This window comes from Bradyrhizobium archetypum (assembly GCF_013114835.1).
GTDB lineage: Bacteria > Pseudomonadota > Alphaproteobacteria > Rhizobiales > Xanthobacteraceae > Bradyrhizobium > Bradyrhizobium archetypum.
In genome coordinates this window covers 580,741-607,561 of sequence record NZ_JAAVLW010000003.1, presented here as the reverse complement: position 1 = coordinate 607,561, position 26,821 = coordinate 580,741, and the positions used below count along the sequence as shown (strand labels likewise).

Annotated in this window: 24 protein-coding genes; 12 read left to right on the top strand and 12 right to left on the bottom strand. The window is 63.3% G+C overall.

The window, feature by feature from the left end:
• Nucleotides 1-2 precede the first annotated feature (2 nt).
• From fba to HCN50_RS11440, 5 genes are all read left to right on the top strand, one after another.
• The gene (gene fba, locus HCN50_RS11460) at nucleotides 3-1,070 is read left to right on the top strand and encodes a class II fructose-bisphosphate aldolase (RefSeq protein ID WP_171709741.1); all 1,068 of its coding nucleotides are present in this window, start codon (nucleotides 3-5) and stop codon (nucleotides 1,068-1,070) included.
• Between the two features lie 111 nt (nucleotides 1,071-1,181).
• Nucleotides 1,182-2,207: a class I fructose-bisphosphate aldolase gene (locus tag HCN50_RS11455; RefSeq protein ID WP_171709740.1), complete on the top strand. Its 1,026-nt coding sequence runs from the start codon at nucleotides 1,182-1,184 to the stop codon at nucleotides 2,205-2,207.
• 2 nt (nucleotides 2,208-2,209) lie between these two features.
• Nucleotides 2,210-2,920: a thiamine phosphate synthase gene (locus HCN50_RS11450; RefSeq protein ID WP_171709739.1), complete on the top strand. Its 711-nt coding sequence runs from the start codon at nucleotides 2,210-2,212 to the stop codon at nucleotides 2,918-2,920.
• Nucleotides 2,921-2,929: 9 nt separating this feature from the next.
• On the top strand, nucleotides 2,930-4,024 hold the full coding sequence (locus tag HCN50_RS11445; protein ID WP_171709738.1) for a tetratricopeptide repeat protein: 1,095 nt from the start codon (nucleotides 2,930-2,932) through the stop codon (nucleotides 4,022-4,024).
• A gap of 90 nt (nucleotides 4,025-4,114) precedes the next feature.
• Nucleotides 4,115-4,906: an inositol monophosphatase family protein gene (locus HCN50_RS11440; RefSeq protein ID WP_171709737.1), complete on the top strand. Its 792-nt coding sequence runs from the start codon at nucleotides 4,115-4,117 to the stop codon at nucleotides 4,904-4,906.
• Nucleotides 4,907-5,014: 108 nt separating this feature from the next.
• Here HCN50_RS11440 and HCN50_RS11435 read toward each other — a convergent pair whose 3' ends face one another.
• Both HCN50_RS11435 and HCN50_RS11430 read right to left on the bottom strand, forming a co-directional pair.
• Entirely contained in the window at nucleotides 5,015-8,197 is a 3,183-nt protein-coding gene (locus HCN50_RS11435) for a multidrug efflux RND transporter permease subunit (protein WP_235976892.1), read from the bottom strand.
• A 9-nt stretch (nucleotides 8,198-8,206) separates the two neighbouring features.
• Nucleotides 8,207-9,409: an efflux RND transporter periplasmic adaptor subunit gene (locus HCN50_RS11430; RefSeq protein WP_171709736.1), complete on the bottom strand. Its 1,203-nt coding sequence runs from the start codon at nucleotides 9,407-9,409 to the stop codon at nucleotides 8,207-8,209.
• A 526-nt stretch (nucleotides 9,410-9,935) separates the two neighbouring features.
• Between HCN50_RS11430 and HCN50_RS11425 the strand changes: the two genes are divergently transcribed.
• Complete coding sequence (locus HCN50_RS11425; RefSeq protein WP_171709735.1) at nucleotides 9,936-10,940, top strand: flagellar motor protein MotA; 1,005 nt, start codon at nucleotides 9,936-9,938, stop codon at nucleotides 10,938-10,940.
• A gap of 45 nt (nucleotides 10,941-10,985) precedes the next feature.
• Here the strand turns inward: HCN50_RS11425 and HCN50_RS34765 are convergent, their stop codons facing one another.
• Entirely contained in the window at nucleotides 10,986-11,153 is a 168-nt protein-coding gene (locus tag HCN50_RS34765) for a (2Fe-2S)-binding protein (protein ID WP_171709734.1), read from the bottom strand.
• On the opposite strand from HCN50_RS34765, the gene HCN50_RS11415 reads away from it, so the two are divergent.
• Both HCN50_RS11415 and HCN50_RS11410 read left to right on the top strand, forming a co-directional pair.
• Nucleotides 11,113-12,141, top strand: a complete 1,029-nt coding sequence (locus tag HCN50_RS11415) for a peptidoglycan -binding protein (RefSeq protein WP_171709733.1) — start codon at nucleotides 11,113-11,115, stop codon at nucleotides 12,139-12,141. The genes HCN50_RS34765 and HCN50_RS11415 overlap by 41 nt on opposite strands.
• A 103-nt stretch (nucleotides 12,142-12,244) precedes the next feature.
• Entirely contained in the window at nucleotides 12,245-12,691 is a 447-nt protein-coding gene (locus tag HCN50_RS11410) for a GNAT family N-acetyltransferase (RefSeq protein WP_171709732.1), read from the top strand.
• A 27-nt stretch (nucleotides 12,692-12,718) separates the two neighbouring features.
• Here HCN50_RS11410 and HCN50_RS11405 read toward each other — a convergent pair whose 3' ends face one another.
• Together HCN50_RS11405 and HCN50_RS11400 are read right to left on the bottom strand one after the other, a co-directional pair.
• The gene (locus HCN50_RS11405; protein ID WP_171709731.1) at nucleotides 12,719-12,919 is read right to left on the bottom strand and encodes a hypothetical protein; all 201 of its coding nucleotides are present in this window, start codon (nucleotides 12,917-12,919) and stop codon (nucleotides 12,719-12,721) included.
• A 79-nt stretch (nucleotides 12,920-12,998) separates the two neighbouring features.
• The gene (locus tag HCN50_RS11400) at nucleotides 12,999-14,852 is read right to left on the bottom strand and encodes an ABC transporter ATP-binding protein/permease (protein ID WP_171709730.1); all 1,854 of its coding nucleotides are present in this window, start codon (nucleotides 14,850-14,852) and stop codon (nucleotides 12,999-13,001) included.
• 180 nt (nucleotides 14,853-15,032) lie between these two features.
• Here HCN50_RS11400 and rpmE point away from each other — a divergent pair, with 180 nt between their 5' ends.
• Nucleotides 15,033-15,260 carry a 50S ribosomal protein L31 gene (rpmE, locus tag HCN50_RS11395; protein WP_057833964.1) on the top strand — a complete coding sequence of 76 codons (228 nt, stop codon included), beginning with the start codon at nucleotides 15,033-15,035 and terminating at the stop codon, nucleotides 15,258-15,260.
• A 199-nt stretch (nucleotides 15,261-15,459) separates the two neighbouring features.
• Here rpmE and rcdA read toward each other — a convergent pair whose 3' ends face one another.
• Both rcdA and HCN50_RS11385 read right to left on the bottom strand, forming a co-directional pair.
• Entirely contained in the window at nucleotides 15,460-15,972 is a 513-nt protein-coding gene (gene rcdA / locus HCN50_RS11390; RefSeq protein ID WP_171709729.1) for a protease adaptor protein RcdA, read from the bottom strand.
• Nucleotides 15,973-16,532: 560 nt separating this feature from the next.
• Nucleotides 16,533-16,724, bottom strand: a complete 192-nt coding sequence (locus HCN50_RS11385; protein WP_171709728.1) for a DUF1192 domain-containing protein — start codon at nucleotides 16,722-16,724, stop codon at nucleotides 16,533-16,535.
• A gap of 120 nt (nucleotides 16,725-16,844) precedes the next feature.
• On the opposite strand from HCN50_RS11385, the gene HCN50_RS11380 reads away from it, so the two are divergent.
• Nucleotides 16,845-17,843 (top strand): NAD(P)H-quinone oxidoreductase, encoded by a 999-nt coding sequence (locus HCN50_RS11380; RefSeq protein ID WP_171709727.1) that lies wholly within the window; start codon nucleotides 16,845-16,847, stop codon nucleotides 17,841-17,843.
• Nucleotides 17,844-17,963: 120 nt separating this feature from the next.
• Complete coding sequence (locus HCN50_RS11375) at nucleotides 17,964-20,840, top strand: EAL domain-containing protein (RefSeq protein WP_171709726.1); 2,877 nt, start codon at nucleotides 17,964-17,966, stop codon at nucleotides 20,838-20,840.
• A 29-nt stretch (nucleotides 20,841-20,869) separates the two neighbouring features.
• Here the strand turns inward: HCN50_RS11375 and HCN50_RS11370 are convergent, their stop codons facing one another.
• The 5 genes from HCN50_RS11370 to HCN50_RS11350 all read right to left on the bottom strand — a co-directional run bounded on the left by HCN50_RS11370 (nucleotide 20,870) and on the right by HCN50_RS11350 (nucleotide 25,068).
• A complete protein-coding gene (locus HCN50_RS11370; RefSeq protein WP_235976891.1) occupies nucleotides 20,870-21,517 on the bottom strand; it encodes a hypothetical protein in 648 nt (215 codons plus the stop codon).
• Nucleotides 21,517-22,017 carry a c-type cytochrome gene (locus HCN50_RS11365; protein WP_171709989.1) on the bottom strand — a complete coding sequence of 167 codons (501 nt, stop codon included), beginning with the start codon at nucleotides 22,015-22,017 and terminating at the stop codon, nucleotides 21,517-21,519. The genes HCN50_RS11370 and HCN50_RS11365 overlap by 1 nt, the downstream gene beginning before the upstream one ends.
• Before the next feature lie 133 nt (nucleotides 22,018-22,150).
• Complete coding sequence (locus HCN50_RS11360; protein WP_235976890.1) at nucleotides 22,151-23,905, bottom strand: PQQ-dependent dehydrogenase, methanol/ethanol family; 1,755 nt, start codon at nucleotides 23,903-23,905, stop codon at nucleotides 22,151-22,153.
• Nucleotides 23,906-24,060: 155 nt separating this feature from the next.
• On the bottom strand, nucleotides 24,061-24,564 hold the full coding sequence (locus HCN50_RS11355) for a copper chaperone PCu(A)C (protein WP_171709725.1): 504 nt from the start codon (nucleotides 24,562-24,564) through the stop codon (nucleotides 24,061-24,063).
• 246 nt (nucleotides 24,565-24,810) lie between these two features.
• Nucleotides 24,811-25,068, bottom strand: a complete 258-nt coding sequence (locus tag HCN50_RS11350; protein ID WP_171709724.1) for a DUF7662 domain-containing protein — start codon at nucleotides 25,066-25,068, stop codon at nucleotides 24,811-24,813.
• A 165-nt stretch (nucleotides 25,069-25,233) separates the two neighbouring features.
• Here HCN50_RS11350 and HCN50_RS11345 point away from each other — a divergent pair, with 165 nt between their 5' ends.
• Nucleotides 25,234-26,736 carry a sensor domain-containing diguanylate cyclase gene (locus HCN50_RS11345; protein WP_235976889.1) on the top strand — a complete coding sequence of 501 codons (1,503 nt, stop codon included), beginning with the start codon at nucleotides 25,234-25,236 and terminating at the stop codon, nucleotides 26,734-26,736.
• Nucleotides 26,737-26,821 lie beyond the last annotated feature (85 nt).

Genomic DNA, 26,821 nt, shown 5'->3' with positions numbered 1-26,821 from the left:
GAATGGCTCGCATTACCCTGCGTCAACTGCTCGATCATGCGGCAGAGCACGATTACGGTGTGCCGGCGTTCAACATCAACAACATGGAGCAGGCGCTCGCCATCATGGAGGCGGCTTCCGCGGTTGACGCGCCGGTCATCATCCAGGCCTCGCGCGGCGCGCGCTCCTATGCCAATGACGTCATGCTCAGGCACATGATGGATGCCGTCACGGAAATCTATCCGCAGATTCCGGTCTGCGTGCATCTCGATCACGGCAACGAGCCCGCCACCTGCATGACCGCGATCCAGGCCGGCTTCACCTCCGTCATGATGGACGGCTCGCTGAAGGCCGACGGCAAGACTCCCGGCGATTGGGACTACAATGTCGGCGTGACCAGGACCGTCACTGACATGGCCCATCTCGGCGGCATATCGGTGGAAGGCGAGCTCGGCGTGCTCGGCTCGCTGGAGACCGGCATGGGCGACAAGGAGGACGGCCACGGCGCCGAAGGCAAGCTCTCGCACGACCAGTTGCTCACCAACCCCGATGAAGCCGTGAAGTTCGTCAAGGAGACAAAGGTCGACGCGCTGGCGATCGCGATGGGCACCTCGCACGGCGCCTACAAGTTCACCCGCAAGCCGGACGGCGACATCCTCGCCATGAACGTGATCGAGGAGATCCATCGCAAGCTGCCGAACACGCACCTCGTGATGCACGGGTCGTCCTCGGTGCCGCAGGATCTGCAGGAGATCATCAACGCGAACGGCGGCAAGATGAAGCCGACCTGGGGCGTGCCGGTTTCCGAAATTCAGCGCGGCATCAAGAACGGCGTGCGCAAGATCAACATCGACACCGACAACCGCATGGCGATGACCGGGCAAATCCGGAAAGTGCTGAAGGACAATCCGGAAGAGTTCGATCCGCGCAAATACTTGAAGCCTGCGATGGAAGCCATGGCCAAGCTGTGCAAGCAGCGGCTGCAGGAATTCAATACCGCAGGGCAAGCCAGCAAGATCAAGAAGGTGCTGACCACCGCCGAAATGGCCAAGCGGTATGCCAAGGGTGAGCTAGATCCGCGGGTCGCCTGACCCGGCGCCCGCCTCGCAATCACCCAAGGTGCGACGAACGTTTTCTAGGCAATTGCCCGAGAACCGCCTATTTTGGTGCGCAAGGGCATGATGTTTTCGGAGAACGTTCCCATGAATCTTGCTGACCTCAACAAGGTTGCCCTCGCCATGGTCACCCCAGGCAAGGGCATTCTCGCCGCCGACGAATCCTCAGGCACGATCAAGAAGCGCTTCGACGCGATCAACGTCGAATCGACCGAGGAGAACCGCCGCGATTATCGCGAGATGCTGTTCCGCTCCACCGAGGCGATGAGCAAGTACGTCTCGGGGGTGATCCTCTACGACGAGACCATCTGGCAGAATGCCAAGGACGGCACGCCGCTGATCAAGCTGATCGAGCAGGCAGGCAGCATCCCCGGCATCAAGGTCGACGAAGGCACGCAGGCCTTGCCGCAATGTCCGGGCGAACTGGTTACCGTCGGCCTCGACAAGCTCGCCGAGCGGCTGAAGAAATATTACGAGCGCGGCGCGCGCTTCGCCAAATGGCGCGCGGTGATCGATATCGGCACTGGTATCCCCAGCATGACCGCGATCAACGTCAACGCGCATGCGCTGGCGCGCTATGCGGCGCTGTGCCAGGCGGCGCAGATCGTGCCCATCGTCGAGCCGGAAGTGCTGATGGACGGCGATCACGACATCGACCGCTGCTACGACGTGACCCAACGCGTGCTCAACAAGACGTTCCAGGAATTGCGGGTGCAGCGCGTCGAGCTCGAAGGCATGGTGCTGAAGCCCAACATGGCCATCTCAGGCAAGAAGTGCCCGAAGCAGGCTTCCGTCGAGGAAGTCGCGGAGAAGACCGTGCGACTGTTGAAGGCCTGCGTTCCCGCAGCCGTGCCGGGCATCGCCTTCCTCTCCGGCGGACAATCCGACGAGGAAGCGACCGCGCATCTGAACGCCATGAACCGGATCGGCAGCCTGCCCTGGAAACTCACCTTTTCCTATGGCCGTGCGCTGCAGGCGGCGCCGCAGAAGGCGTGGTCCGGCAAGGCCGAGAACGTCGCCGCGGGCCAGCGCGCATTTACGCACCGTGCGCGGATGAACGCGCTGGCAAGCAAGGGCGAGTGGGAAACCGGCCTGGAAAAGAAGGTCGCCTAGAGTTGGCCAACAAACCCGTTCCGCCGCGCCCGGCGCCGCGGCTCTATCTCGCGACGCCCGAGGTGGACGATCCGTCGCAGCTCACAAGCCAGCTTCCGGAACTGTTAGCAGCGGCCGATGTCGCGGCGGTGCTGGTGCGGCTGAAGCAAACCGATCAGCGCACCATGATTGCGCGCGCGAAAGCGCTGGCGCCTGCGATCCAAAATGCCGGCGCGGCGCTCCTGCTCGACGGCCATGTCGAGCTGGTGGCGCGCTCAGGCGCCGATGGCGCGCATCTATCCGGCCTCGCCGCGCTGGAAGATGCCCTGCCGTCGCTGAAGCCGGACCGCATTGCCGGCGTCGGCGGCCTTGCTACGCGGCACGATTCGATGGCCGCGGGCGAAACAGGCGCAGACTACGTGCTGTTCGGCGAGCCGGATGCCGGGGGGCAGCGGCCTTCGGTGGAAGCGATCGCCGAGCGGCTGCAGTGGTGGGACGAATTGTTTGAACCGCCCTGCGTCGGCTTTGCCGCCTCGCGCGAGGAGGCGTGCGACTTTGCGGCTGCCGGCGCCGATTTCATCCTGGTTGGCGATTTCATCTGGGCCGACCCGCGCGGCGCAAAGGCAGCGCTGATCGATGCCGCGCAGGCGATTGCGCAAGCGTACGAGGCAGCGTTCGGAGAAGCCAACGCTGCTACGGACAAAGCCGGCACGGACAAGGCCGGGCACGGATAACGCCGGACCATGAAATTCCTGCGTTCCATATCGCTGCTTGCGAGCCTCTTGATGACGATGGCCGGCGCCACCGCGCAGGTTTCGCTGACGCCGCCTGCGGCGCAGCCACCGGCGAGCCCTCCGGCGGCGAAAAAGGAAGCGCCCAAACCAAAGGCTCCGCCTGCAGCGAAGCAGCCAGCCGCAGCGCCGAAGGCGGCCGCAACGCCGAAGCCTGTGGCGACGCCGACGCCTTCTCCGTCGCCGACCGCCGCGTTCGAAGATCCGAACGTCGACCTCGTCTACGGCGCCTATCAGCGCGGCATGTACAAGACCGCGTTCGATCTCGCGACGACCCGCGCACAATATAACGGCGACCCCAAGGCGATGACGATGTTGGGCGAGCTCTATGCCAACGGACTCGGCGTCAAGCGCGACTATGCAAAGGCCGCCGACTGGTATCAGCGCGCAGCCGATGCCGGCGACCGCGAGGGCATGTTCGCGCTCGCCATGATGCGGCTGTCTGGCCGCGGCGGAAACACCAATCGCGAGCAGGCCGTCAAGCTGTTGGCCTCCTCGGCCAAGCTCGGCAATCCGAAGGCGGCCTACAATCTGGCGCTGCTCTATCTCGACGGCAACACGTTGCCACAGGACGTCAAGCGCGCCGCCGAACTGCTGCGCGCCGCAGCCGACGCAGGCAATCCGGAGGCGCAATACGCGCTGGCGACCTTCTACAAGGAAGGCACCGGCGTGCCGAAGGACATCGACAAGGCGGTGCGGCTGCTGCAGGCGGCGTCATTGGCCGACAATGTCGATGCCGAAGTCGAATATGCCATCGCGCTGTTCAACGGTACCGGCACGCCGAGAAATCAGGCTGCGGCGATCGCGCTGCTGCGCAAGGCGGCGCGGCAGAATTCGCCGATCGCGCAGAACCGCCTCGCCCGCGTGCTCGTGAGCGGACTGGGGGTGCCGGTGGACAAGATCGAAGGCCTGAAGTGGCATCTTGTCGCCAAGACCGCCGGCAAGGGCGATCCCGAGCTCGACGAGCGCCTCTCGGAACTCAGTCCCGAAGACCGCGCCAAGGTTGAGGCGGCGGCGCGCAAATGGACCGGCACCATCGGCAAATGACGCCTTGACGGCGGCACATCAGCAGGGCACCCAGTCCCTCAACCCTGACGGCATTGCGCCGTTCCGTCTCACACGCTAAGCGCTCCCATCATGCTCTATTCAGCCCTCATCAACGTCATGGTGAAAGCCGCGCGCCGCGCCGGCCGCAACCTCAAGCGCGACCTCGGCGAGATCGAGCATTTGCAGGTATCGCTCAAGGGGCCGGCGAACTTCGTCAGCAAGGCCGACAAGCGCGCTGAGGAAATGCTCTATGAGGACCTCGCCAAGGCGCGGCCGGGCTACGGTTTCATCGGCGAGGAGGGCGGAACGCGCGAGGGCGCCGACAAGACCCATGCCTGGATCGTCGATCCCTTGGACGGCACCACCAACTTCCTGCACGGCATTCCGCAATTTGCGATCTCGATCGGTCTCGCCCGCGAGGGCACCGTCATCGCCGGTGTGATCTACAATCCCGCCAATGACGAGCTCTACATCGCCGAGCGCGGCAAGGGGGCGTTCCTCAACGATCAGCGGCTGCGCGTCGCCGGCCGCCGCAGGCTCGATGAATGCGTTGTCGCCTGCGGCCTGCCGCATATCGGCCGCGGCGACCATCAGTTGGCGCTGAAGGAAATGGCGGCGCTGCAGAACAAGGTCGCGGGCTTCCGCCGCTTCGGCGCCGCCTCGCTCGACCTGGCCTTCGTCGCCGCGGGACGGATCGACGGCTACTGGGAACGCAATTTGTCGCCGTGGGATATCGCAGCGGGACAGATTATGGTGCGGGAAGCCGGCGGCACGATCTCGGATATCGGCGGCAGGGACGACGCACTGAAGACCGGCCACGTGGTGTGCGGCAACGAGTTCGTGCACGGGGAATTGGTGAAGATATTGGGGCCGCTGGGGTAATACCGCGCTGCTCGCGCCATCATTTCAGTGTCATCATCCGCGAAAGCGGATGATCCAGTACACCCGCGGCCTTTCGATTCAATACCAGCGCGCCGCTGGAATACTGGGTCACCCGCCTTCGCGGGTGACGACAGCGGTATGATGAGGCCCATGCGGCCCATGCGGCTCACTCACAGCGACCGCCTCCTCTACCTTCTCCCGATCCCCCGCCAGCACGCGCTGCACGCTGACGAAGAACACCGGCACCATCAACAGCGCCAGGATCACCACCGCGATCATGCCGCCCATCACGCTGGTGCCGAGCGCTTGCTGGCTGGCGCCGCCGGCGCCTGTCGCGATCGCCATCGGCAGCACGCCGCAGACGAAGGCCAAGCCCGTCATCAGGATCGGCCGGAAGCGCAAGCTGCAGGCTTCAATCGTGGCCTCGACCAGCGGCTTGCCCTGCGCGCGCAGGTCCTTGGCGAACTCGATGATCAGGATCGCGTCCTTGGCCGCAAGACCAATGATGGTGATCAGGCCGACGGTGAAATAGACATCGTTCGGCAGCCCGCGCATCGTCGCCGCGATCACCGCACCGCAGACGCCGAGCGGCACCGTCAGCAGCACCGCGAGCGGAATGGTCCAGCTTTCATAGAGCGCGGCGAGCAGCAAAAACACCACCAGCACCGAGAGACCGAGCAGAAACGGCGCCTGCGAGCCGGAGAGTTTTTCCTGCAGCGATTGGCCGGTCCATTCGTAACCGAAGCCGCGCGGCAGCTTGCCCGCGAGCCGTTCCATTTCCGCGATGGCATCGCCTGAGGTGAAGCCGGGCTTGGCCTCGCCCGAGATGCGCACGGCGGGATAGTAGTTGAAGCCGGCGATCTGCGTCGGCCCCTTCTGCCACTGCACGGTGGCAAAGGCGGAGAACGGCACCAGCTGCCCGCGGCTGTTCTTGACGTTGTAATTGAGGATGTCGTCCGCGTTCATGCGGCTGGCGCGGTCGGCCTGCACGATCACGCGCTGCATCCGTCCGCGATTCGGGAAGTCGTTGATGTAGTTCGAGCCGAGATTGGTCGAGATCGTCTGGTTGATGTCCTCGAAGGTGACGCCGAAGGCACCGGCCTTCTCGCGGTCGATCATCAGATTGACCTGCGGCGCCGGCGGCAGGCCCTCGACATAGACCTTCTGCAGGACGCGGCTGGCATTGGCCTCAGTGATCAGCCGGTCGGCCGCGGCGACCAGTGCCGGATAGCCTTTCTGCCCGCGGTCCTGCAGGCGGAATGAGAAGCCCGAGGAATTGCCGAGATTGTCGATCGGCGGCGGCTGCAGCGCCGAGATTTTGGCGTCGCGGATCGAAGTGAGGTCGCGGTTGATGTCGGCTACGATCGCGGCGGCGGAATCCTTTTTGCCACGCTCCGACCAGTCCTTCAGCGTGATGAAGGCCTGCGCGGTGTTCATGCCCTGGCCGAGAAAGCTGAAGCCGGTCAGGAAGGTCACGTCCTCGACGCCGGCGCGATTGAGTAGATACTTCTCCACGGCCTCGACCGCGGCCTCGGTGCGGGCATAGGAGGAGTCGGACGGCGTCTGCACGTCTGTGGTGATGAAGCCCTGGTCGTCGACCGGCAGGAAGCCGCCGGGCAGCCGCACGAAGCCGTAACCGAGCCCAATCAGCAGCACGGCATAGATCAGCATCAGCCGTCCGGTGCGCTTCAGCGACCCCTTCACGGTGCGCGAATAGCCGCCGCGGCTGCGCTCGAGCACGCGGTTGAACCAGCCGAACACGCCGCTGCGGGCATGGCCGTGGCCGGCTTCGACCGGCTTCAACAGCGTCGCGCACAAAGCCGGCGTCAGCGACAGCGCCATCAGCGCGGAGAAGGCGATGGCGGAAACCATGGTGACCGAGAACTGGCGGTAAATGATGCCGACCGATCCCGGGAAGAACGCCATCGGCACGAACACCGCCATCAGCACCAGCGTGATGCCGATAATGGCGCCGGTGATCTGCGACATTGCCTTGCGGGTGGCTTCCTTCGGCGGCAGGCCCTCCTCCGCCATGATGCGCTCGACGTTCTCGACCACGACGATGGCATCGTCGACGAGAATGCCGACCGCCAGCACCATGCCGAACATCGTCAGCATGTTGATGGAATAGCCGGCCGCCATCAGCATCGCGCAGGTGCCGAGCAGCGCTACCGGCACCACGATGGTCGGAATGATGGTGTAGCGGATGTTCTGCAGGAACAGGAACATCACAATGAAGACCAGCACCACCGCTTCCACCAGCGTCATCAGCACCTTGTTGATCGAGGCCTTGACGACGGGCGTGATGTTGTAGGGGATTTCGTAGCCGATATTGGCCGGAAAGAACTTCGACAGTTCCTGCATCTTGGCTTCGACGGCGCTGGCGGTCGCGAGCGCGTTGCCGGTCGGCGACAGCAGCACGGAAAGGCCGGCGGTCGGCTTGCCATTGAGCCGGGTGTTGAACTGATAGCTCAAGCCGCCGATCTCGATACGGGCGACGTCGCGCAGCCGCACGGTCGAGCCGTCCGGGTTAGCGCGCAGCGTGATCGCGCCGAATTCATCCGGCGAGGAGAGCTGGCCCTTCACCAGCACCAGCGCGGAAATCTTCTGCTCCGGCGTGCTCGGTTCGGCGCCGACACTGCCCGAAGCCACCTGCGCGTTCTGCGCCGTGATCGCCTTGTTGACGTCGTCGGCGGTGAGGCCGTAGCCGACGAGCTTTGCCGGATCAACCCAGATCCGCAACGAACGTTCGGTGGAATAAAGCGTGGCGCGGCCGACGCCGGGAATGCGCCTGATCTCGCCGAGCACGTTGCGGATCATGAAATCGCCTAGGCCGATTTCGTCGAGCGAGCCGTCGGTCGAATTCAGCGTAATGATCTGCAGCACGGCGGAGGAGGCTTCCTCGATCAGGATGCCCTGCTGCAGCACTGCGCGCGGCAGCCGCGCCTCGACGCGCTTGATGCGGTTCTGCACCTCCACAGACGCCGCGCCGGTCTCGGTGCCGGGCACGAAGTTAGCGATGATTTCGACCTGTCCCAGCGAGTCAGAGGTGGATTCGAAATTGAGGATGCCGGAGGCGCCGTTGAGCTCCTCCTCGATCAGCCGCGTGACGCTGTTGTAGAGATTTTCCGGCGACGCGCCGGGATAGCTGGTCGAGATCGAGATCGAAGGCGGCGCGATGATCGGATATTGCGCGACCGCCAATAGCGGGATCGAAATCGCGCCGACCAGGCAGATGAAAAGCGCGACCACCCAGGCGAAGATCGGCCTGTCGATGAAAAAACTAGGCATATCCCGGTCTCAGCGGGATGTTCGCGGCGCCGGTGCTCCCGGTATCGTACCAACCGAGGCATCCGCGTCGATCCAGGCTTTCGGCTTGACCTTGTCGCCAGGCACGAATTTCTGGAAGCCGTCCACGATGATGCGGTCGCCGTCCTTCAGGCCCTCGCTGACCAGCCACAGGCCGTCCTGCACCGCACCGGTGCGCACCGGCTGCGTCGCGACACGGCCGTCCTCCTTGACCACGAAGACTTCGCTGCCGCCGCCGGCGTCGCGCTGGATCGCCTGCTGCGGCACGGCGATGGCGTCGGAATCGATGCCCTGCTCGATCAGGACGCGGACATACATGCCCGGCAGCAATTCGCGATTCGGGTTGCCGAACTCTCCGCGCAGCGTCACCTGTCCGGTATAGGCATCGACTTTGGCGTCGGAAAAAAGCAGCTTGCCCGGGATCGGATAAACCGTTCCATCGTCGAGCACGAGGCGCACCTTGGCCGCGTCCGGCGCAATGCGTTCGAGATCGCCTTTGTCGAACGCACGGCGCAACTTGTGCATCTCCGAAACCGACTGGGTAAAGTCGGCATAGATCGGGTCCAGTTGCTGGATCGTGGCGAGACTGGTCGTATCGTTCTGGATCACCAGCGCGCCTTCGCTCACCAGCGCAGCACCAACGACGCCGCTGATCGGCGCACGGATCGTGGCATAATCAAGATTGAGCCGGGCGCGCGCGAGTTCTGCCTTGCGGCTGCTAACCTCGGCCTCAGCCTGGCGCTGCGCCGCGACCGCCTTTTCGTTCTCCGCCTCGGGGGCGGCGCGCTGGCTGGTCAGCGTCGCAATGCGCCGCGCATGCTGGCTCGCCAGATCGAGCGCGGCAATCGCCTTGTCGAGCGCGGCCTCGCTCGCCTTCACTTCGACCTCGAACGGCTTGGGATCTATCCGGTATAGGGGATCGCCCGCTTTCACCTCGGTTCCCTGCTGGAACAAGCGCTCGACGACGATACCGGAGACGCGCGCACGCACCTCCGAGACCCGGGTTGGCGCGATCCGGCCGGGCAGTTCGCGGATGATGGCGCGAGCCTGGGAGGTGACCGTGAACGTGCCTACTTCGGGTTCGGCTGGTGCGGGAGCTGCGACCGCTGTCGGCTCCTTGCAGCCAGCCAAAAGCGGCGCCATCGCAGTCAACATCACAACGATGCATGCCGATTGCGTTCGTAGTCCGGACATCGAAAGCATTGCCCCAGTTCAGGTTGGAGAGCGCGAATTGAGCATTCGCGACGTTGTCGTAAGGATCTTGGGAACTCACGATTGATAGCAGATAGGATAGGGACAGCCTGCTGCGACGCAATAGTCCGCGCGGCGGCCCAATGTCACATGACGCTATCGCCCTGAATTATTGCGGGTTTCCCCGGACTCACTCGATTGTGAGCCGGATTCCATCCCGCTGCGCAGCCCGGATGGAGCGTGCTTCACTCGGGCTACGATAGATTCGTCGCCTTGAGCTAGTGGCTGACGCCCCTTCGCTGGCAGCGGCGTAACCGAACAGGCGCGAGCAGAGCTGGTGGATGGCGCCAGCGGATGAAAATCCCGGTCGGGGCCTCGAACCGTTCCAAAATACGTTGATTTCAAAGCCGCGTTCCGGGAAGAGTTCCACTACGTCTGCCCGAAATCGCGGCTTGCCAGCTTTTTTCTCCAGCCCGCTGTGCCATATTGGCCGCCAGCGCCGCTTTTTGTAACGGATGACACCCCGCAAATGCCCGCAGGCCCCTCCTCCCGCTCCGAAATGGAGATCGAACTGAACAAATTGTCCTCGCCCCGGATTTTCCTGGTGCGGATGCTGGTGTTCCTGGTGCTATGCGCGCTGGTCATGGTCGTGCTCTACAAGCAGATCATCATCGCGTTCTTTGCCAATCCCGGCCTCAATGCTTTGATCGGCGGGGTGCTTCTGATCGGCGTCATCCTGTCGTTCCGGCAGGTGATTCGGCTCTATCCCGAAGTGGCCTGGGTCAACAGTTTTCGCATCGCCGATCCGGGGCTCGCGCTCGACCGGCGTCCGACCCTGCTGGCGCCGATGGCAGCTATTCTCGGCGGCGAGCGCTCTGGGCGGATGACCATCTCGCAGCAGACCATGCGGCACCTTCTGGATTCGATCGCGACGCGGCTCGACGAAGCGCGCGATATTTCCCGCTACATGACCGGCTTGCTGGTCTTTCTCGGCCTGCTCGGCACCTTCTGGGGCCTGATCGAAACAGTAGGTTCCGTCGGCAAGGTGATCGATGGCTTGAAGGTCGGCGGCGATGCCGGCTCCGTGTTCGACACCCTGAAAGAGGGGCTGGCGGCGCCGCTCGGCGGCATGGGCATTTCGTTCTCGTCCTCACTGTTCGGTCTCGCCGGCTCCCTGATCCTGGGCTTCCTCGACCTGCAGTCGAGCCAGGCGCAGAACCGATTCTATACCGACCTCGAGGATTGGCTCGCCTCCACCGTGCGCGAATATGGTGACGGGTCCGGCATGGGCGGCGAAATACAGCATGCGATGGAGCGGATCCGCGCGGTGGTCGAAGAGAGCGGCGGCAGCCGCAACACCACGGCGGCGATGGCCAACCTCGCCGAAGCCATCCAGGGCCTGGTCGCCCATATGCGCACCGAGCAGCAGATGATCCGCGAATGGGCCGATGGCCAGGGCGAGCAAAACCGCGAGATCAAGAAGCTGCTGGAGCGGATTGCCAAGCAGCCCGCCAAGCAGCCCGAGAAGAGCTGAACTGGAATGTTCGTCCCGGACGCGGCGCAGCACGCAAAAGCGCGTTTACGCGCGTCTTCGACACGCTATGGTGATGCGACGCAGAGCCGGGACGCATCGCAAGTAGGTCCCGGCTCTGCATCGCTGCGTTACACGCTGCACCGCGTCCGGGACACGATAGTGGAGACAACAAATGGCCCTCGCTCGCGCCCGCCGCAGTGAATCCGGTTTCAACTACTGGCCGGGTTTCGTCGACGCACTGTCGACGCTGGTGCTGTCAATCGTTTTCCTGCTGTCGGTGTTCCTGGTGGTGCAGTTCTTCCTGTCGCAGGAGGTCACCGGCAAGGACAAGGCGCTGGAGCAGCTCAACGCCAAGATCGCGCAGCTCAACGACCTGCTCTCGCTGGAAAAACTCGGCAAAATCTCGCTCGACGATCAGGTCGCGCAATTGCGCGCCGGCCTCGCCGCCGCGGAAGGCGAACGCGACCGCCTCAAGGGGCTTTACGAAGGGCTGGCCGGCGCCGGCGGCGACGCGCAGGGCCGCGCCAACGAGCTCACCAAGGCGCTCGAATCCGAAAAGTCGGTGAGCTCGCGGGCGCTCGCCCAGATCGAGGTCCTGAACCAGCAGATCAGCGCGTTGCGCCGCCAGCTCGCGGCGCTCGAGGAAGCGCTGGAAGCCTCCGAGAAGCGCGACAAGGAATCGCAGGGACGGATTGCCGATCTCGGCCAGCGCCTGAACGTCGCGCTGGCGCAGCGCGTGCAGGAATTGTCGCGCTATCGCTCGGAATTCTTCGGCCGCCTGCGCGCCATTCTGGGCAATCGCCCCGACATCCGAATCGTCGGCGACCGTTTCGTATTCCAGTCGGAAGTATTTTTCGATACCGGTCAGGCCCTGCTGCTGCCCGAGGGCCGCGCCGAGCTGGATAAACTTGCAACGGCGCTGATCGATCTGGACAAGCAGATTCCAAGCGAGATCGGCTGGGTGCTGCGGGTCGACGGCCATACCGACATGCGGCCGATCAATTCGCCGCTGTTCAAGTCGAACTGGGAATTGTCGGCGGCGCGCGCCATCTCCGTGGTGCAGTACCTGGTCTTCCTCGGCGTTCCCGCGCAGCGGCTGGTCGCCGCCGGCTTTGCCGAATTCCAACCGCTCGACAACGCGCCCAACGAAGATGCCTACAAGCGCAACCGCCGCATCGAACTGAAGCTGACGGAGCGGTGATTGAGCCCGTCATTGCGGAGCTTGACCCGGCAATCCATCAAGAGAGAGATTTCTCTGGTAGATGGATGCCCGGATCAAGTCCGGGCATGACGAGTGTGTAGGTATGAGCACCTCCTTCAATCTCCGCCCCTATCGTGCCGAGGACGAAGACGCGGCGATCGAGCTGTGGCGGCTGACCTGGCAGCAGGCTTACCCTTCGATCGATTTCAACGCGCGCGTGGCGTGGTGGCGCGAACGCTGGCGCAACGAGCTGGTTCCGAACGCCGCGATCATCGTCGCTGAGGACCCGGATGCGCTGGTCGGGTTCGTTACCATCGATGGCAAGGGCTATCTCGACCAGCTCGTGGTCAGCCCGGACCATTGGGGCTCGGCAATTGCCACGGCACTGGTCGACGAAGCCAAGCGTCTGTCGCCTGGTGGCGTCACGCTCCTTGTCAACAAGGACAATGCCCGCGCCATCCGCTTCTATGAGCGCAACGGCTTTGCGCATGCCGGCGAGGACATAAACCCGACCTCGGGCCGGCCGGTGCTGAAGATGCGCTGGGGATGAATTCGGGCGATTGGAGAACGCCAATCGCTACACGCCGCGAATAAGCACTCCCGCCGTCAACACGACATAGGCGATGGCCAGCACGTCGAACGCGCGCGATGGGGTGATGATGGGTATCGAGATATGGGCGTAGCGAACGAGCAGCGCGCATACCGCGAGGATGAGCGAAATCAGGAAGATAGCGACCGAGGGAGGCGTCAGGGCAAAACCACCGCGGCGAAAGGGCATAACCGTCTCCTGTTGAGCTGGCCCGGCAAGGAGCACGGCCTACAACAACAAGGCGACGCCTTAGGTTCCCGCCGATCGGCTACACGCCCTCAAACTGCAGTCGCGCCAATCGCGCGTAGAGCCCGTTCGCCGCAACCAGCTCCGCATGCGTGCCCTGTTCGACGATTCTGCCCTGGTCCATCACCATGATGCGGTCGCAGGACAAGACGGTCGCGAGGCGATGGGCGATCACCAGCGTGGTGCGATGGCGCATCAATTCTTCCAGCGCGGTTTGCACCAGCGTCTCGCTCTCGGCATCAAGCGCCGACGTCGCCTCGTCGAGCAACAGTAGCGGCGCATCGCGCAGGATCGCACGCGCAATCGCGATACGCTGACGCTGGCCGCCGGACAGCGTCACGCCGCGCTCGCCGAGTTGCGCCTCGAAGCCGCCGGGCAGACGGCGCAGGAATTCGGTCGCATGCGCGAGATCGGCGGCGCGCTCGACCTCGGCATCGGTGGCATCGGGCCGTCCGAAGCGGATGTTTTCGCGCGCCGTGGCCGCGAACACCACCGAATCCTGCGGCACCAGCGCTATCCGCGAGCGCACATCGACCGGATCGGCCGACCTGACCGGCACGCCGTCGAGCGAAATCGTGCCGCGCGCGGGATCGTAGAAGCGCAGCAAGAGATGAAACAGCGTGCTCTTGCCCGCTCCCGACGGACCGACGATCGCGACCTTTTCGCCGGCCTTGACCGAGAGCGAAACGTTGTCGATGGCGAGCACATCCGGCCGCGCCGGATAGGCGAAGCTGACATTCTCGAACCCGACATCGCCGCGCGCAGGCACCGGCAGCGCCACCGGCTGCGGCGGCGCCGTGATCTGCGATTTGACGCGCAGAATCTCGAACAGCCGTTCCGCCGCACCCGACGCGGCCGAGACTTCGCCCCAGACCTCGCTGAGCTGGCCAAGGCCGGTTGCCGCGAAAGCCGCATACAGCACGAACTGGCCGAGCCGGCCCGGCGTGATCTGCCCCGTCAGCACGTCGTGCGAGCCGACCCATAGGATCGCGACGACGCTGGAGAACACGATGAAGATGATGATCAGCGTCAGCATCGCGCGCGCCCGCGTCGAACTGCGGGCCGCCATATAGGCCTGTTCGACCTCGCCGCCGAAGCGGGCCGTCGCCAGCCGCTCGCTGGTATAGGCCTGCACGGTCCTGATTGCGCCGACCAGTTCGGACGCATAGGCGCTGGCGTCCGCCAGCGTATCCTGCGCATTGCGCGAGAGCCTCCGCACCCAACGCCCGAACGCGACCAGCGGAATCACGATCACAGGGATTGCCAGCAGCACGAAGCCCGACAGTTTCGGGCTCGTGATCACCATCATGGTGGCGGCGCCGATGAACAGCATCATGTTGCGCAGGGCGATCGACACCGAGGCGCCGACAGCGGACTTGATCTGGGTGGTGTCGGCGGTCAACCGCGATACCAGTTCGCCCGAGCGCGCGGAATCGAAGAACGCGGGCGACAGCGAGATCAGATGCGCGAACACGTCGCGCCTGATATCGGCGACGATGCGCTCGCCGATCGTCATCACGAGATAGTAGCGCGAGGCGCTGGCGGCCGCGAGCACGGCGACGACCGCGATCATGACGCTGAAATAGCTGTTGATCAGGACGATGCCTTCCGGACTGAAGCCGAAATCGATCATGCGCCGGACCGCGACCGGCACGACCAGCGTGGTGATCGCAGCGACCGTCAGCGAGATGAAGGCAAGAGCCGCGCGCCCGCGATAGCGGGCGACGTAGGGCGCCAATGCCAACAGCGGCCGCAGCCTTGCCCGCGTCTTGGCCGGGGACTGTGTCAACTGCGTCTCGATGAAGGCCTCTTCCTCGAGCAGGGCGTCGCGCGGCGGCGTGCCGCGGGGGGCTTCAATCTGTTCCACAGCGCTCATGAAATCCGACCCGTTTTTCCACCCCCAGATAGGCCTCCACGCCCCCCTCTGGCAAATCCGGTCGACTCCCAATCAGGACATATACGTAGCTTGTTTCGACAGGCTTCCTGAGCTATAGAGCCGCCAAATCCCGTATCCCCTGACATTTAAGATGGGCGCCGGCGCGCCGAAGGATATGCCATGAAAGCCGAAATTCATCCGAATTATCATACGATTACGGTCGTGATGACCGACGGGACCGAGTATCAGACCCGCTCCACCTGGGGCAAGGAAGGCGACAAGCTGAACCTCGATATCGACCCCAAGTCGCACCCGGCCTGGACCGGCGGCTCGCAGCAGATCCTTGACCGCGGCGGCCGCGTCTCGCGCTTCCAGAAGAAGTTTTCGGGCTTCCTCAAGAAGGATTGAGGGGTCTCGGACCCGCCCGTTCTGCCCTGAAATACAAAACGCCCCGGTCACGCCGGGGCGTTTTGTTTGGCTGTTCACCGCCGTCATTCCGGGGCGATGCGAAGCATCGAACCCGGAATCTCGAGATTCTCAGGTGCGCAATTGCGCACCATAGTTCGCTTCGCGCCCCGGAATGACGATCGTGAGAATTATCTAACGCTTACTGCTCGAACGCCGCCTTCAGGCGGTTGAGCTGCGGCACCAGCGGGTTGCCGATCGGCGCCCGTTCGGCTGATGGCGCGTGGATCGTCATGTCGAGCCGGCGCACCCGCGCCTGCAGGCTCATCGAGCGCGCAATCAGGTCCTGTAGTTGCTGCGGCAGCTTGGCGATCATGTCCTCCGGCCCGGGATCGGCGGCCGTGAGCTTGACCTTGGTCTTTTCCCGGTTGGCCTGGGTCAGCGTCATCTCGCCCTCCTTGACCGCGCGATGCAGCAGCAGCCAGGATGCAAGCTGCATCAAGCGGGTAGTGAGGCGCATGCTTTCGGTTGCGTAAGTGAGACTGACGGAACGTTCCAGCGCCTTGGCTTCGGTGCGGCCGTCGCCGTCGAGATAGGCCGCGGTTTCCTCGACCAGATCCATGCCTTCTCTGAAGAGAGTTCCGAACGCCGCCGAATTAGTCAGTCGCTCGCTAAACAACACGAGCGCGGATTCGCTTTGCGAACGCTCCGCCATGGTTAACGCCCTCACGCCACTATTTGCCCCAACCGGCTGTGAACCACCGGCTTTATGATGAACAAATCATTGCTCGGGGCCAGTCGAGAGTCCAGCGGCAACCAAATTTATGGTTTCCAGCTCGTGGGGGCACAAAATAGCCGTGCTAAGCACAAAAAAGAGCCGCCGTTTCCGGCGGCTTTTGAAGTTGATAACAGGGAGGCGTCAAACAGAGTGGACAGGAGCCACTCGGTGTCCAAACGAGGACAGTGACAGTCATAATCGAGAAAGCTTAATTGTTCGTAAACGAGCGATTTTTTTTAGACTTTGTTTGCCATGTCGGCCATTGGCCGAGTTTGATGTTCACTCCAAACGGTGTCGTCCCTGCGGACGCATGCGAACGCAGGGACCCATCACCACCGGTGGTTATTGGTAAGGAAAGTCGGCCAGCGGCCTGCCACAAGATGGGCCGCGGCGTATGGATCGCGTTCGCGGAGCCTGTCATCGGGCCGGCCGATGGGCTGGACCCGTTGGCTCGCTTGTCCGGGAACGACGGAGGAGAGAAGTCGCGGCTTTGAATTCTACGACTTGAAAAAACTGTTCGCAGCATCCTTCGATGCGCGCTTCTTGCTGACCGCCTCTTGCAGCCGCGCGATTTCCGAATTCAGAAGCGCGATGCGCTCGGTCAATTCCTCGACCGATAGCAGCGACACGTCCTGGCCGATCTCATGGCTGATTTTCTTCCGCGGCTTGTCGTCGTCTTCGATCGCCATGCGCTTCCTCCTTCCGCCGGTGCGTAACGGCTTGATGATCCTTCACGCGGTTGCCAGCCGAGGCCTGGCTGGCTAATCAGGTGCCGCCTTCAAATTCTCCGCCTTCCGCAAGGACAAATCATGGAAAAGCTGCCCGCGCAAATGACCGTCATCGGTATCAGCAAGCCCGGTGGTCCCGAAGTGCTGCTGCCCGAAACCCGCAGCGTTCCAACGCCTGGTCCGGGTGAAATCCTGGTCAAGGTGATGGCAGCCGGCGTCAACCGTCCCGACGTGGCGCAGCGCTCCGGCGCCTACCCGCCCCCGCCCGGCGCCAGCGACCTGCCCGGCCTCGAAATCGCGGGCGAAGTGGTCGCGCTCGGTGAAGGCGCCACCAAGCACAAGCTCGGCGACAAAGTGATGTCGCTGGTCGCGGGCGGCGGCTACGCCCAATATTGCATTGCGCAAGATACGCAGGCGATGGCCGTGCCGCCGTCGCTCTCGATCCAGGAGGCCGGCGCGATTCCGGAAACGCTGATGACCGTCTGGCACAATGTGTTCGAGCGCGGCGCGCTGAAGGCCGGCGAAACCCTGCTGATCCACGGCGGCTCGTCCGGCATCGGCACGATGGCGATCCAGCTCGCCAAGGCATTCGGTTCCAAGGTGATCGTGACCGTCGGCTCGCAGGACAAGATCGACGCCTGCCTCAAGCTCGGCGCCGATCGCGCCATCAACTACAAGACCGAGGACTTCGTCGCCGTGGTCAAGGCGGAGACCAACAATGTCGGCGTCAACCTGATCCTCGACATGGTTGCCGGCGACTATGTCGATCGCAACTATGACGCTGCGGCGGTCGACGGCCGCATCGTGCAGATCGCAACCCTCAACGGCGCCAAGGTCAGCGTCAACATTGCCAAGGTAATGGTGAAGCGTCTGACCCATACCGGCTCCACGCTGCGCCCCCGTACTAATGCGGATAAGGCGGCGATGGTCGCCGCAATCGAGGCCAAGGTCATGCCGCTCTTGCGCGAAGGACGTGTAAAACCGCTGATGGACAGCTTATTCCCGCTAGAAAAAGCCGCTGACGCGCACCGGCGAATGGAGACCTCCGCACATATTGGCAAAATTGTGTTGGAGGTTTAACGATCGAGGGCGGAGCGAAGGCGGAAACCCTTTGATTTACTTCGCTTTCATGTCATTTATCGCGACAGGGCCGACCCCGTTCGCTGGGCCGGGACATTCGTTGGTCGCGGAGTACTGACATTGCGTCTGATCAGGTGCCTTGCGCAGTTTGCGCTGGGCTTCATGATTGTTGCGGCTGCGCCTGCGGCGCATGCCATTGACGCGGTCAGCGTCCGCAGTGACGCGCCTGCCATCGATCTCACCGCGGTGCTCGACCATCAGCGCAGCGAGTCCGACCGCATCCAGGTTTCGACGGCGCCGGGAACGGACGGCATCGTCCGCCGCATCGAGGTCCGCGCCCGCGAGGGCGGACAGAACTGGGTGGTGTTCGCCCTGGCCAACAACACCGACGATCAGCTCGACCGCCTGATCGTCGCTCCGCACTATCGCATCGTGTCATCAGGTCTGTTGTGGCCCGACCTTGGCCTGTCGCGCATCGCAACGATTACGCCGTCGACCGGTGACCGCCCCGAACGGCAGGAAAGCGCGACCGCCGACATCTTCCGCATCACGCTCGATCCCGGCGCCGTCATCACCTTCGTGGCGGAACTGCGTACCGACAAGCTGCCGCAGCTCTATCTCTGGGAACCGGACGCCTACAAGGACAAGGTCAACTCGTTCACGCTCTACCAGGGCATCGTGATCGGCATTTCCGGCCTGCTCGCGTTGGTGCTGACGATCCTGTTCGTGGTGAAGGGCAGCATCATGTTCCCGGCCGCCGCCGCGCTGGCCTGGGCGGTGCTGGTCTATATCGGCGTCGATTTCGGTTTCTGGGGCAAGGTGCTCGACATGTCGAACAACGCCGAGCGCGTCTGGCGCGCGGCGGGCGAAGCGATCCTTGCGGCGACGCTGTTGGTATTCCTGTTCGCCTATCTCAATCTCAGCCGCTGGCATGTGCGTTACTCCCACATCACCGTCGGTTGGCTTTTCTTCCTCGGCTCGCTGGTGGCGCTGGCGCTGTTCGATCCCGCGGTTGCTTCCGGCATAGCGCGCATCTCGCTGGTGCTGATCGCCTTCGCCGGCTTTGCGCTGATCGTCTATCTCTCGACGCATGGCTTCGACCGCGCCGTGCTGCTGATCCCGACCTGGTTCCTGCTGGTGGTTTGGGTGATGGCGGCCGGCATGACGGTGGCGGGAAGCGTCACCAACGATATCGTCGGCCCGGCGCTACTCGGCGGCCTTGTGCTGATCGTGATGCTGATCGGATTTACGGTGATGCAGCACGCCTTCGCCGGTGGCGGCGCGACCACCGGCATCGTCTCCGATGTCGAGCGCCGCGCGCTGGCGCTGACGGGCTCCGGCGACCTGATCTGGGATTGGGACGTTTCGGCCGACAAGGTCTTTACCAGCCCGGAGACCGAAAGCCTGCTCGGCCTGAAACGCGGCACGCTGGAAGGTCCCGCCGCGAAATGGCTCGAGGTGCTGCATCCGCTCGACCAGGACCGATTCCGCGCCGCGCTCGACAGCGTGCTCGACCAGCGCCGCGGCCGCCTGGTGCAGGATTTCCGCCTGCGGACGCCCGACGGCCATTTCATGTGGTTCGCGCTGAAGGCGCGCCCGGTGGTCGGCTCCGATGGCGAGGTGTCGCGCGTGGTCGGAACGCTCACCGACGTCACCGAATTCAAGAATGCCGAAGAGCGCATGCTCCATGACTCGGTGCATGACAACCTCACCGGCCTGCCGAACCGCAAATTGTTCATGGACCGCCTCGGGGCGGTGGCCAATTTCGCCAAGAGCGTGCCGACGTTGCGGCCGACGCTGATGGTGATCGATCTCGACCGCTTCAAGCAGGTCAACGATTCCGTCGGGATTGCGGTCGGCGACTCCATTCTGCTGACGCTGGCGCGGCGGCTGACGCGCATCCTGAAGCCGCAGGACACGCTGGCGCGGCTGGCCGGCGACCAGTTCGGCCTGATCCTGTTGTCCGAGCAGGATCCGGCGCGCATCACCAATTTCGCCGAAACGATCCGCAAGACGATCCGCGCGCCGATCGCGTTCAACGACCGCGAGATTTTCCTGACCGCCTCGATCGGGCTTGCGCTCTCCGATCCGCAGGCGCAGCTTAGCGACGAGATCATCAAGGATGCCGAGCTTGCGATGTATCATTCCAAGCGCATCGGCGGCGACCGCATCGACGTCTACAAGCCGGCGATGCGCGCGCGCAAGACCGACCGCCTGACGCTGGAAAGCGAACTGCGCCGCGCCATCGAGCGGCAGGAAATCACCATCCTGTACCAGCCGATCGTGCGGCTGGAAGATCGCTCGATCGCCGGCTTCGAGGCGCTGGCGCGCTGGGATCATCCCAAGCTCGGCCGAATGTCGCCTTCCGAATTCATCTCGATTGCCGAGGAGATCGGCCTGATCGTCGATCTCGGCATGTTCGTGCTTGACCAGACGGCACGGCAGCTCTCGGTGTGGCAGCGCGCGATGCGCTCGCGCGAGCCGATCTTCGCCTCCGTCAACGTCTCCTCGCGGCAGTTGCTGCGCCATGATCTGATCCACGACATCCGCACCGTGCTGTCGCGTTCGTCGGTCGCCCGCGGCACGCTCAAACTGGAATTGACGGAATCGCTCGTCATGGAGAACCCCGAGCACGCCTCGCAGATGCTGACGCGCATCCGCGAGCTCGGCACCGGGCTGTCGCTCGACGATTTCGGCACCGGCCATTCATCGCTCGCCTATCTGCAGCGCTTCCCCTTCGATACCATCAAGATCGACCAGTCGTTCGTGCGCACCACCAGCCGCGGCACGCGCCCGGTGATCCTGAAATCAATCATCGCGCTGGCGCACGACCTCGGCATGGACGTAGTCGCGGAAGGCGCCGAGACGGATTCGGACGCGGTCGAGCTCTATCAACTTGGCTGCGAATACGCGCAGGGCTTTGCCTTCGGCGAGCCGATGGATGCCGACGCCGCGATGCGGCTACTGACCGAAGAGCGGCTGGAAGCGGCGAGTTGATTCAGGCAGCCAGCATCATCGATCACCGGCTAATCCTTCGCTCGCAATATGCTGATCCGCGTTTCATCGACGAAACTCTTGATGTCCTGATCGGATCGACGGAACAGGTTGCGTTCGACAATGAGCGAACGGCCACTGATCATCTTGGTACAGCGTTCCTTGAGGTAGATGCCGCCCACTGGCTGGTCTCCCGCACTCGGCTGGCCCTCGGTGCATGCCCAGCCATCCGCGCCGTAGCGCGATTTGGCCTGTAGCCCCAGCAGAAACGCCTTCTTCCGGATATAGAGACGCGCCTTCGGATCGGTCTCGATCTGCAAGCCGGCAACGTGGCCGGTATTGTCGATCAGCAAGGTCAGGATCGCAGGATGACCGGCCACCATCGTGCCCTCGCGGCTGGTCGCTGGATCGTAACCAAAGCGGATCGCGCGCGTCCCATCCGCAGCGGCCGGACAGTCACGCCAATCCTTCCAGCCAGCCAATGCGCGCTTCGGATCCGCCGCACAGTGGAAGTCGGCGTAACCGGACTCCGCCAATTCGGTCGCGGCCATTCCGAGGCGAATGTCGCGCAGATCGTTGCCGCTGAATTCTTCCGTCCGTGCCGGAGTGATCGCAAGCGCCATCGCCTGCCAGGTAAGCAGGCCCGCAGCAAAAATTCCCGGCAGCATCAGTCTGCGCATCACTGATCCTTCCCCGTACTGGCGGTCGCATCATCGGACTTCTGCGCCTGCGTCTTGTAGACGTCACATACCCGCGACGTGTTCGAAAAGAAGGCGACGCATTCCGCGTAAGTCGGTTCACCGGCTCCCTTGATGTGGGCGATCACGTAGTCGGCGACAGCTTCGATATCCTTGGGCCGCAGAAACACTCCGCCCTCGGGCGGCATCTGTGCTCCCGCTTCCTGGCGGTTCATGCCGTGGCATTTCACCTCATCGTATGCGCCGCGCATGAAGAACGGCATCCCCGTGCCCGGCCGTCCGCAGCCGACGGTTTCTATAATCTGATCCCGCGTCAGCTCGGTCTTGCGCAGCGACAGCGCATCACCGCCGTAGCCGCCGCCGCCATTGCCGTGCCACTTGTGGCAACCCACGCAATTTGCGCGACTGAACACCGCCTTGCCGGCATTGGTCGGATCCGAGGCCGGCGCCTGCGTCGATTGACCATACGCAGCGGCCAGCATCGAGAAATTGAGGGCGACGACGCTCGCTATCAGCACGCCTGCCGCCGCCTGGAATATGTTGCAGATCATCATTGCGGCTCTTGTCGAAGAAGCCGGAGGGTCCGCATTGACGGCCCCTCCGGTTTCGAGGATGTCAGAGTGCGAATACGTAGAGCATCGATCCCGGCTGTATCTTCTTCAGTTCGGGCGTCGAGTCGATGAACCACTTGTCCCAGGCGCCGCCCAGGCCGACCAGGATGGCGATGTACTGTTTGCCATCGACCGTAAAGGTCATCGGCGGTGCGTTAACGCCACCGCCGGTGTTGAACTCCCAGAGCTTCTGCAATGACTTGGCGTCAAGCGCCATCACTTCGCCGGATGGCTGGCCGGTGAAGACGAGGTCGGGAGTTGCAAGGATGCCACCCAAATTGGGGAACGGCGTTTCCATTTTTCCGGCGATCTTGCCGGTAGTCACATCGATCGCCGTCACGCTGCCGGTGATCCTGAATGGCTGGCTCGGGCCACCGCCGGTCCAGAACTCGCGCGGTTTCAGTTTGTCCGGCGTCATCACCTCAACCTTGATGCGATTGCAGCTCTCGATCACCGGAATGTACCAGAGCTTCAGGTCCGGATTGTAAGCCGTCGGCGGCCAGTTCTTGCCGCCCATGTTGCCGGGGCAGATGTCGGTTTCCAAGTTGGTGCGGCTTGGCGTCACCGACGCGATATAGGCTTGCACGGCCTTGTTGGGATCGTACTCGATCGGCTTGCCGGTCTCTGCGTCGAGCCCCTTGGTCCATGTGACCTTCTTGACGAAAGGAAGGCCCCAGACAAACTTGCCGTTGGTGCGATCGATCGCATAGGCGAAGCCGTTGCGATCCGCTTCGAGCGCGAGCTTCCGCGGACCATTCGGCCCGGGGATATCGACCAGCACGTTTTCCGCCACGCTGTCATAGTCGTAGGGGTCGTTTGGCGTGTGCTGATAGTGCCACTTGATCTTGCCGGTCGTGGCGTCAAGGGCCAGCGAACTGTCGGTGTAAAGGTTGTCGCCTGGCCGATAGGCGTTATCCCAGTCCGGTCCTGGGTTTCCGATGCCCCAGATGATGGTGTCGGTTGCGGGATCGTAGGTACCTGTCACCCAGGTCGAACCGCCGCCGGCGGCCGCCGAGTTGTTACTGTCTTTCCAGGTTTCGCTGCCGGGTTCGCCCTTGCCCGGGATTGTATAGGTGCGCCAGACCTCCTTCTGGGTCGTGAGATCGGTGGCGGCGATCCAGCCTCGGATGCCGTACTCCGCGCCGGCGACACCCGTAATCGCCATGTTCTTGACGATCAATGGCGCGCCGGTGAGCACCTCGCCCTTGTCCGGATCGGCGACAGTGCGCTGCCAGGCAACCTGGCCGGTTTCCTTGTTGGTCGCGATCAGCCGGCCATCAAGCGTATGCGAAATGACGAGATCACCCCACAGCGCGACGCCGCGGTTATCGACGCCACAGCATGCCACGGCGCCAGCCCAGTCGCGGTCCGTCTTGGGATCCATCTTCCAGACCAGCACCCCGCGGCCGCCATGCGCATCGATCTTGTAGACCGAACCCCATCCATCGGTGACGTAGAGGAAACCATTCTCTGCAATCGGAGTGCCTTCCAGCCCGCCATGGCTCCAGATGCCGCCGCCTTCGATGCCGCCGAGGTGCATAGTCCAGGCGACCTTCAGGTTCTTCACGTTATCTCGGTTGATCTCCTTCAGAGTGGAGAACCGGTGGGCGGAGTAATTCTGATGATGATGAAGCCAGTTGCCCGGTTCCTTGTCGACGTTGAGCAGCCGCTCCTGACTCACTATGTCCGCGGCGGAGACGGGCAGTGCGCCCATCGCGCTTGCGGCAGCAGTTGCCGCGGCAAGCAGACAGCCTCGCATCAACATTCTTGTGTGACCTGAAGATCGCTGCATGAGTAATGCCCTCCTTGTTGCCAAAGTTCTTGTCGGCAGTTCATGTTGGATTGAGCGTCCGGCATATCCGGGCGCGTCGCTGACGGCCCTATTCAGCGGGCTTCACCAGTCCGCTTTCGCGATCAAGGCGTTCGTGAAATCTGCACCTCCGTTTCTTTGGTTCCGGCTTTCTGGAAAACGACGGCGCATGTGAACTTCTCGCCATCGACGAGCTTCTGCCGCGTCTGCAGCAGCATGACGTGATATCCGTCCCGAGTGAGTTCGATTGTCTTGCTTCCTGGAACCGGAATCGACTTGACCTCGCGCATGGCGGGCGCCCCTTCGCCGCGATCGACGGTGTGTCTCACGGAGAAATTCGCAAACGGACAGCGGACGCGCAGTATCGCGTCGGCTTCGGCCGCATCGTTTCTGATTGTCATCACCAGCGGGAGATCGATACCAATCTCGTCGGATGCAGGTACGCGGGCGCTCGTCACCTGCAATTCGTCGCCTGCAGCAGCGAAGCCGGGCGTCAGCCCAAGTCCAGTAAGCAGTCCGAGCGCTAGAAGTCGGGATTTGCCGGACAGCGCAATCCACCCTGCCCGATCAAGAGCCCCATCAAGACTCGATGTCGCTATGGCAGTCATCGGCTATCGCCGCGACCGCCCAAGATTCACAGGCGTGGGACGCCCAAACGACCATGTCGTCCGACTCATCGGCGCCATCCTCCCACGATCGATTTTTTGCTCTTGTCTTTTGAGTTGCTTCCCAAATTGAGGCGACGGTAGGGCCGGCGCCTAGGAAGTGACGCCAACAGGAGACTCGCCCAGCGTATTTCATAGCGGACATGCGGCGCTGCATGCGCCGGTGATGACGGACGAACCGGCACACCCTCACCGCCTCGCCGGCATCCGCTTGAACTTCACACTTTTCCCATCCGCCTGGCGAGTAGCGATGTAGCCCGCCTTAAGACAAGCCTCGCGCTGCGGCATCTTCTCCTGCGGGCTGCGCAGGCTGTCCCACCAGGAGGCGCGCTGGGCGGCGCGCGGCAGCGCGGCGTCGATGATTTCCTCGATCTGTTCGAAGCTCAGCACGACTTCGGAGCGCGTCTGCGCCTTCAGATAGTCTCGCAACGGATCGTAAACGTTCACGTGTGTCCTCAAGGGTGGTTTGCATAAAACCGTCGGCGCCGGCAACCGGGCGTTAACTCTTTATCATATCGCCGTCGCTGCTTAAGGCCGCAACAATTTATCCGGCACATACCGGATGGCCTGGAGTGGATGATGCTATTCGGACGGCAAAGCGACAGACGAGACTTGGCCGGAAAGGGTTGGTTCAGGAAGGACTCCGGCCACCGGCCCTGGCGCCTGTCGGCGAAACTGTTGATCGCCTCGTCGATCGCAACCGTCATCGGTTTCTCCGCGATTTGCACCAGCGTGATGCTCGACATGCGCCGCGGCGAGGAAGAGCTCGCGCGCCAGACCCTGGAAAATCTCGCAGCCGGCATCGATGCCGATATCGCCCGGAATATCGAGCTCTACGACCTGTCGCTGCGCGCCGTCGCCAGCAATCTGGTGATGCCCGAGATCAAGGACGTCAGCAAGGAGATCCAGCACCTGATCCTGTTCGATCATGCCGCCACCGCCAGACATTTCGGCGTGATCCAGGTGTTCGATGCAGACGGCAAGCTGACGCATGATGCGGCAAGCCTCGACCCGGCGCCGGAGGACCGCAGCGACGAGGAGTATTTCCAGGTTCATCGCGCTAATCCCAACGTTGGCCTCTACATGAGCCGCCCGATGCTACGCCGCAGCGCCTATTCGGTCGTATTGAGCCGGCGCATCAATGATTCCGACGGCGGCTTCCTTGGCGTTGTGGTAGGCTCAATCCGTTTCAGCTATTTCCATGAACTGTTCGGCCGCCTGACCCTCAACCCCGGCGATACGATCACCGTGCTGCGCCGCGACCGCACGATCATCATGCGGACGCCGTTCGACCTCGACGTCATCGGCAGGAACTTGGCGGAGCGGAAAAACTGGAACCCGACCAATCTGAAGGAAGGCGGAGCCTACGCCGGCGTCGGACCGGTAGACCCGACACCGCGACTTTACGTTCGAAGCGCTCAAACGAGCCTGTTCTTTGTCGTGGTCGGAAAGCCGTTGGCGAGCATCCTCAGTCTTTGGCACCGGGAAGTGATCCGCATCGGGGCGATCATGTTGGTGCTGATCATCGTCGTGGTCGGCACCACGCTGTTCCTCGCGCGCGAGATCGGCCGCCGCGCGGAAGCCGAGGACAGGCTGGAAGAGCTGGCAACGACCGATGCGCTCACCGGCCTGAAAAACCGGCGCAAATTCGATATCGAGATCGACGCGGAATGGCGGCGCGCGGCGCGCAACCAAACCCCTGTCGCGGTTTTGATGATCGATGCGGACTATTTCAAGGCCTACAACGACACCTACGGCCACCAGGCCGGCGACCAGGTGCTGGTCGGCATTGCGATCTGCATTTCCGACTCGGTGCGGCGGGCGGGCGATTGTCCGGCGCGATACGGCGGCGAGGAATTCGCGGTGCTTTTGCCGGGTCTTTCGGCGGTGGAAGCGTTCGCGGTCGCCGAGACCATCCGCCTGAAGGTCGAGCAATGGTCGGAAGATCCCAACGTCACGACCGTCAGCGTCGGCGTGGCGAGCATGACGCCCACGGCGGCGATCGATTGGGCCTATCTGGTCGAAGCGGCCGACAGGGCGCTCTACGCGGCCAAGGCCAACGGCCGCAACCAGTCGGTGGTCGCCGCAGTTCCGCAGCTCGCGCTGGTGGCCTAGCACACAGTATCGTCATGCCCGCGAAGGCGGGCATCCAGTACGCCGCGGCACTTCGGATCGATCACCAACGCCGCGGAGTACTGGA

Bases quoted from the DNA above. Each gene is read 5' to 3' on its own strand.
- fba (WP_171709741.1), top strand. From the start codon at position 3: ATGGCTCGCATTACCCTGCGTCAACTGCTCGATCATGCGGCAGAGCAC.
- HCN50_RS11455 (WP_171709740.1), top strand. From the start codon at position 1,182: ATGAATCTTGCTGACCTCAACAAGGTTGCCCTCGCCATGGTCACCCCA.
- HCN50_RS11445 (WP_171709738.1), top strand. From the start codon at position 2,930: ATGAAATTCCTGCGTTCCATATCGCTGCTTGCGAGCCTCTTGATGACG.
- HCN50_RS11440 (WP_171709737.1), top strand. From the start codon at position 4,115: ATGCTCTATTCAGCCCTCATCAACGTCATGGTGAAAGCCGCGCGCCGC.
- HCN50_RS11435 (WP_235976892.1), bottom strand. From the start codon at position 8,197: ATGCCTAGTTTTTTCATCGACAGGCCGATCTTCGCCTGGGTGGTCGCG.
- HCN50_RS11430 (WP_171709736.1), bottom strand. From the start codon at position 9,409: ATGTCCGGACTACGAACGCAATCGGCATGCATCGTTGTGATGTTGACT.
- HCN50_RS11425 (WP_171709735.1), top strand. From the start codon at position 9,936: ATGCCCGCAGGCCCCTCCTCCCGCTCCGAAATGGAGATCGAACTGAAC.
- HCN50_RS11415 (WP_171709733.1), top strand. From the start codon at position 11,113: ATGGCCCTCGCTCGCGCCCGCCGCAGTGAATCCGGTTTCAACTACTGG.
- HCN50_RS11410 (WP_171709732.1), top strand. From the start codon at position 12,245: ATGAGCACCTCCTTCAATCTCCGCCCCTATCGTGCCGAGGACGAAGAC.
- HCN50_RS11405 (WP_171709731.1), bottom strand. From the start codon at position 12,919: ATGCCCTTTCGCCGCGGTGGTTTTGCCCTGACGCCTCCCTCGGTCGCT.
- HCN50_RS11400 (WP_171709730.1), bottom strand. From the start codon at position 14,852: ATGAGCGCTGTGGAACAGATTGAAGCCCCCCGCGGCACGCCGCCGCGC.
- rpmE (WP_057833964.1), top strand. From the start codon at position 15,033: ATGAAAGCCGAAATTCATCCGAATTATCATACGATTACGGTCGTGATG.
- rcdA (WP_171709729.1), bottom strand. From the start codon at position 15,972: ATGGCGGAGCGTTCGCAAAGCGAATCCGCGCTCGTGTTGTTTAGCGAG.
- HCN50_RS11385 (WP_171709728.1), bottom strand. From the start codon at position 16,724: ATGGCGATCGAAGACGACGACAAGCCGCGGAAGAAAATCAGCCATGAG.
- HCN50_RS11380 (WP_171709727.1), top strand. From the start codon at position 16,845: ATGGAAAAGCTGCCCGCGCAAATGACCGTCATCGGTATCAGCAAGCCC.
- HCN50_RS11370 (WP_235976891.1), bottom strand. From the start codon at position 21,517: ATGCGCAGACTGATGCTGCCGGGAATTTTTGCTGCGGGCCTGCTTACC.
- HCN50_RS11365 (WP_171709989.1), bottom strand. From the start codon at position 22,017: ATGCTGGCCGCTGCGTATGGTCAATCGACGCAGGCGCCGGCCTCGGAT.
- HCN50_RS11360 (WP_235976890.1), bottom strand. From the start codon at position 23,905: ATGCGAGGCTGTCTGCTTGCCGCGGCAACTGCTGCCGCAAGCGCGATG.
- HCN50_RS11355 (WP_171709725.1), bottom strand. From the start codon at position 24,564: ATGACTGCCATAGCGACATCGAGTCTTGATGGGGCTCTTGATCGGGCA.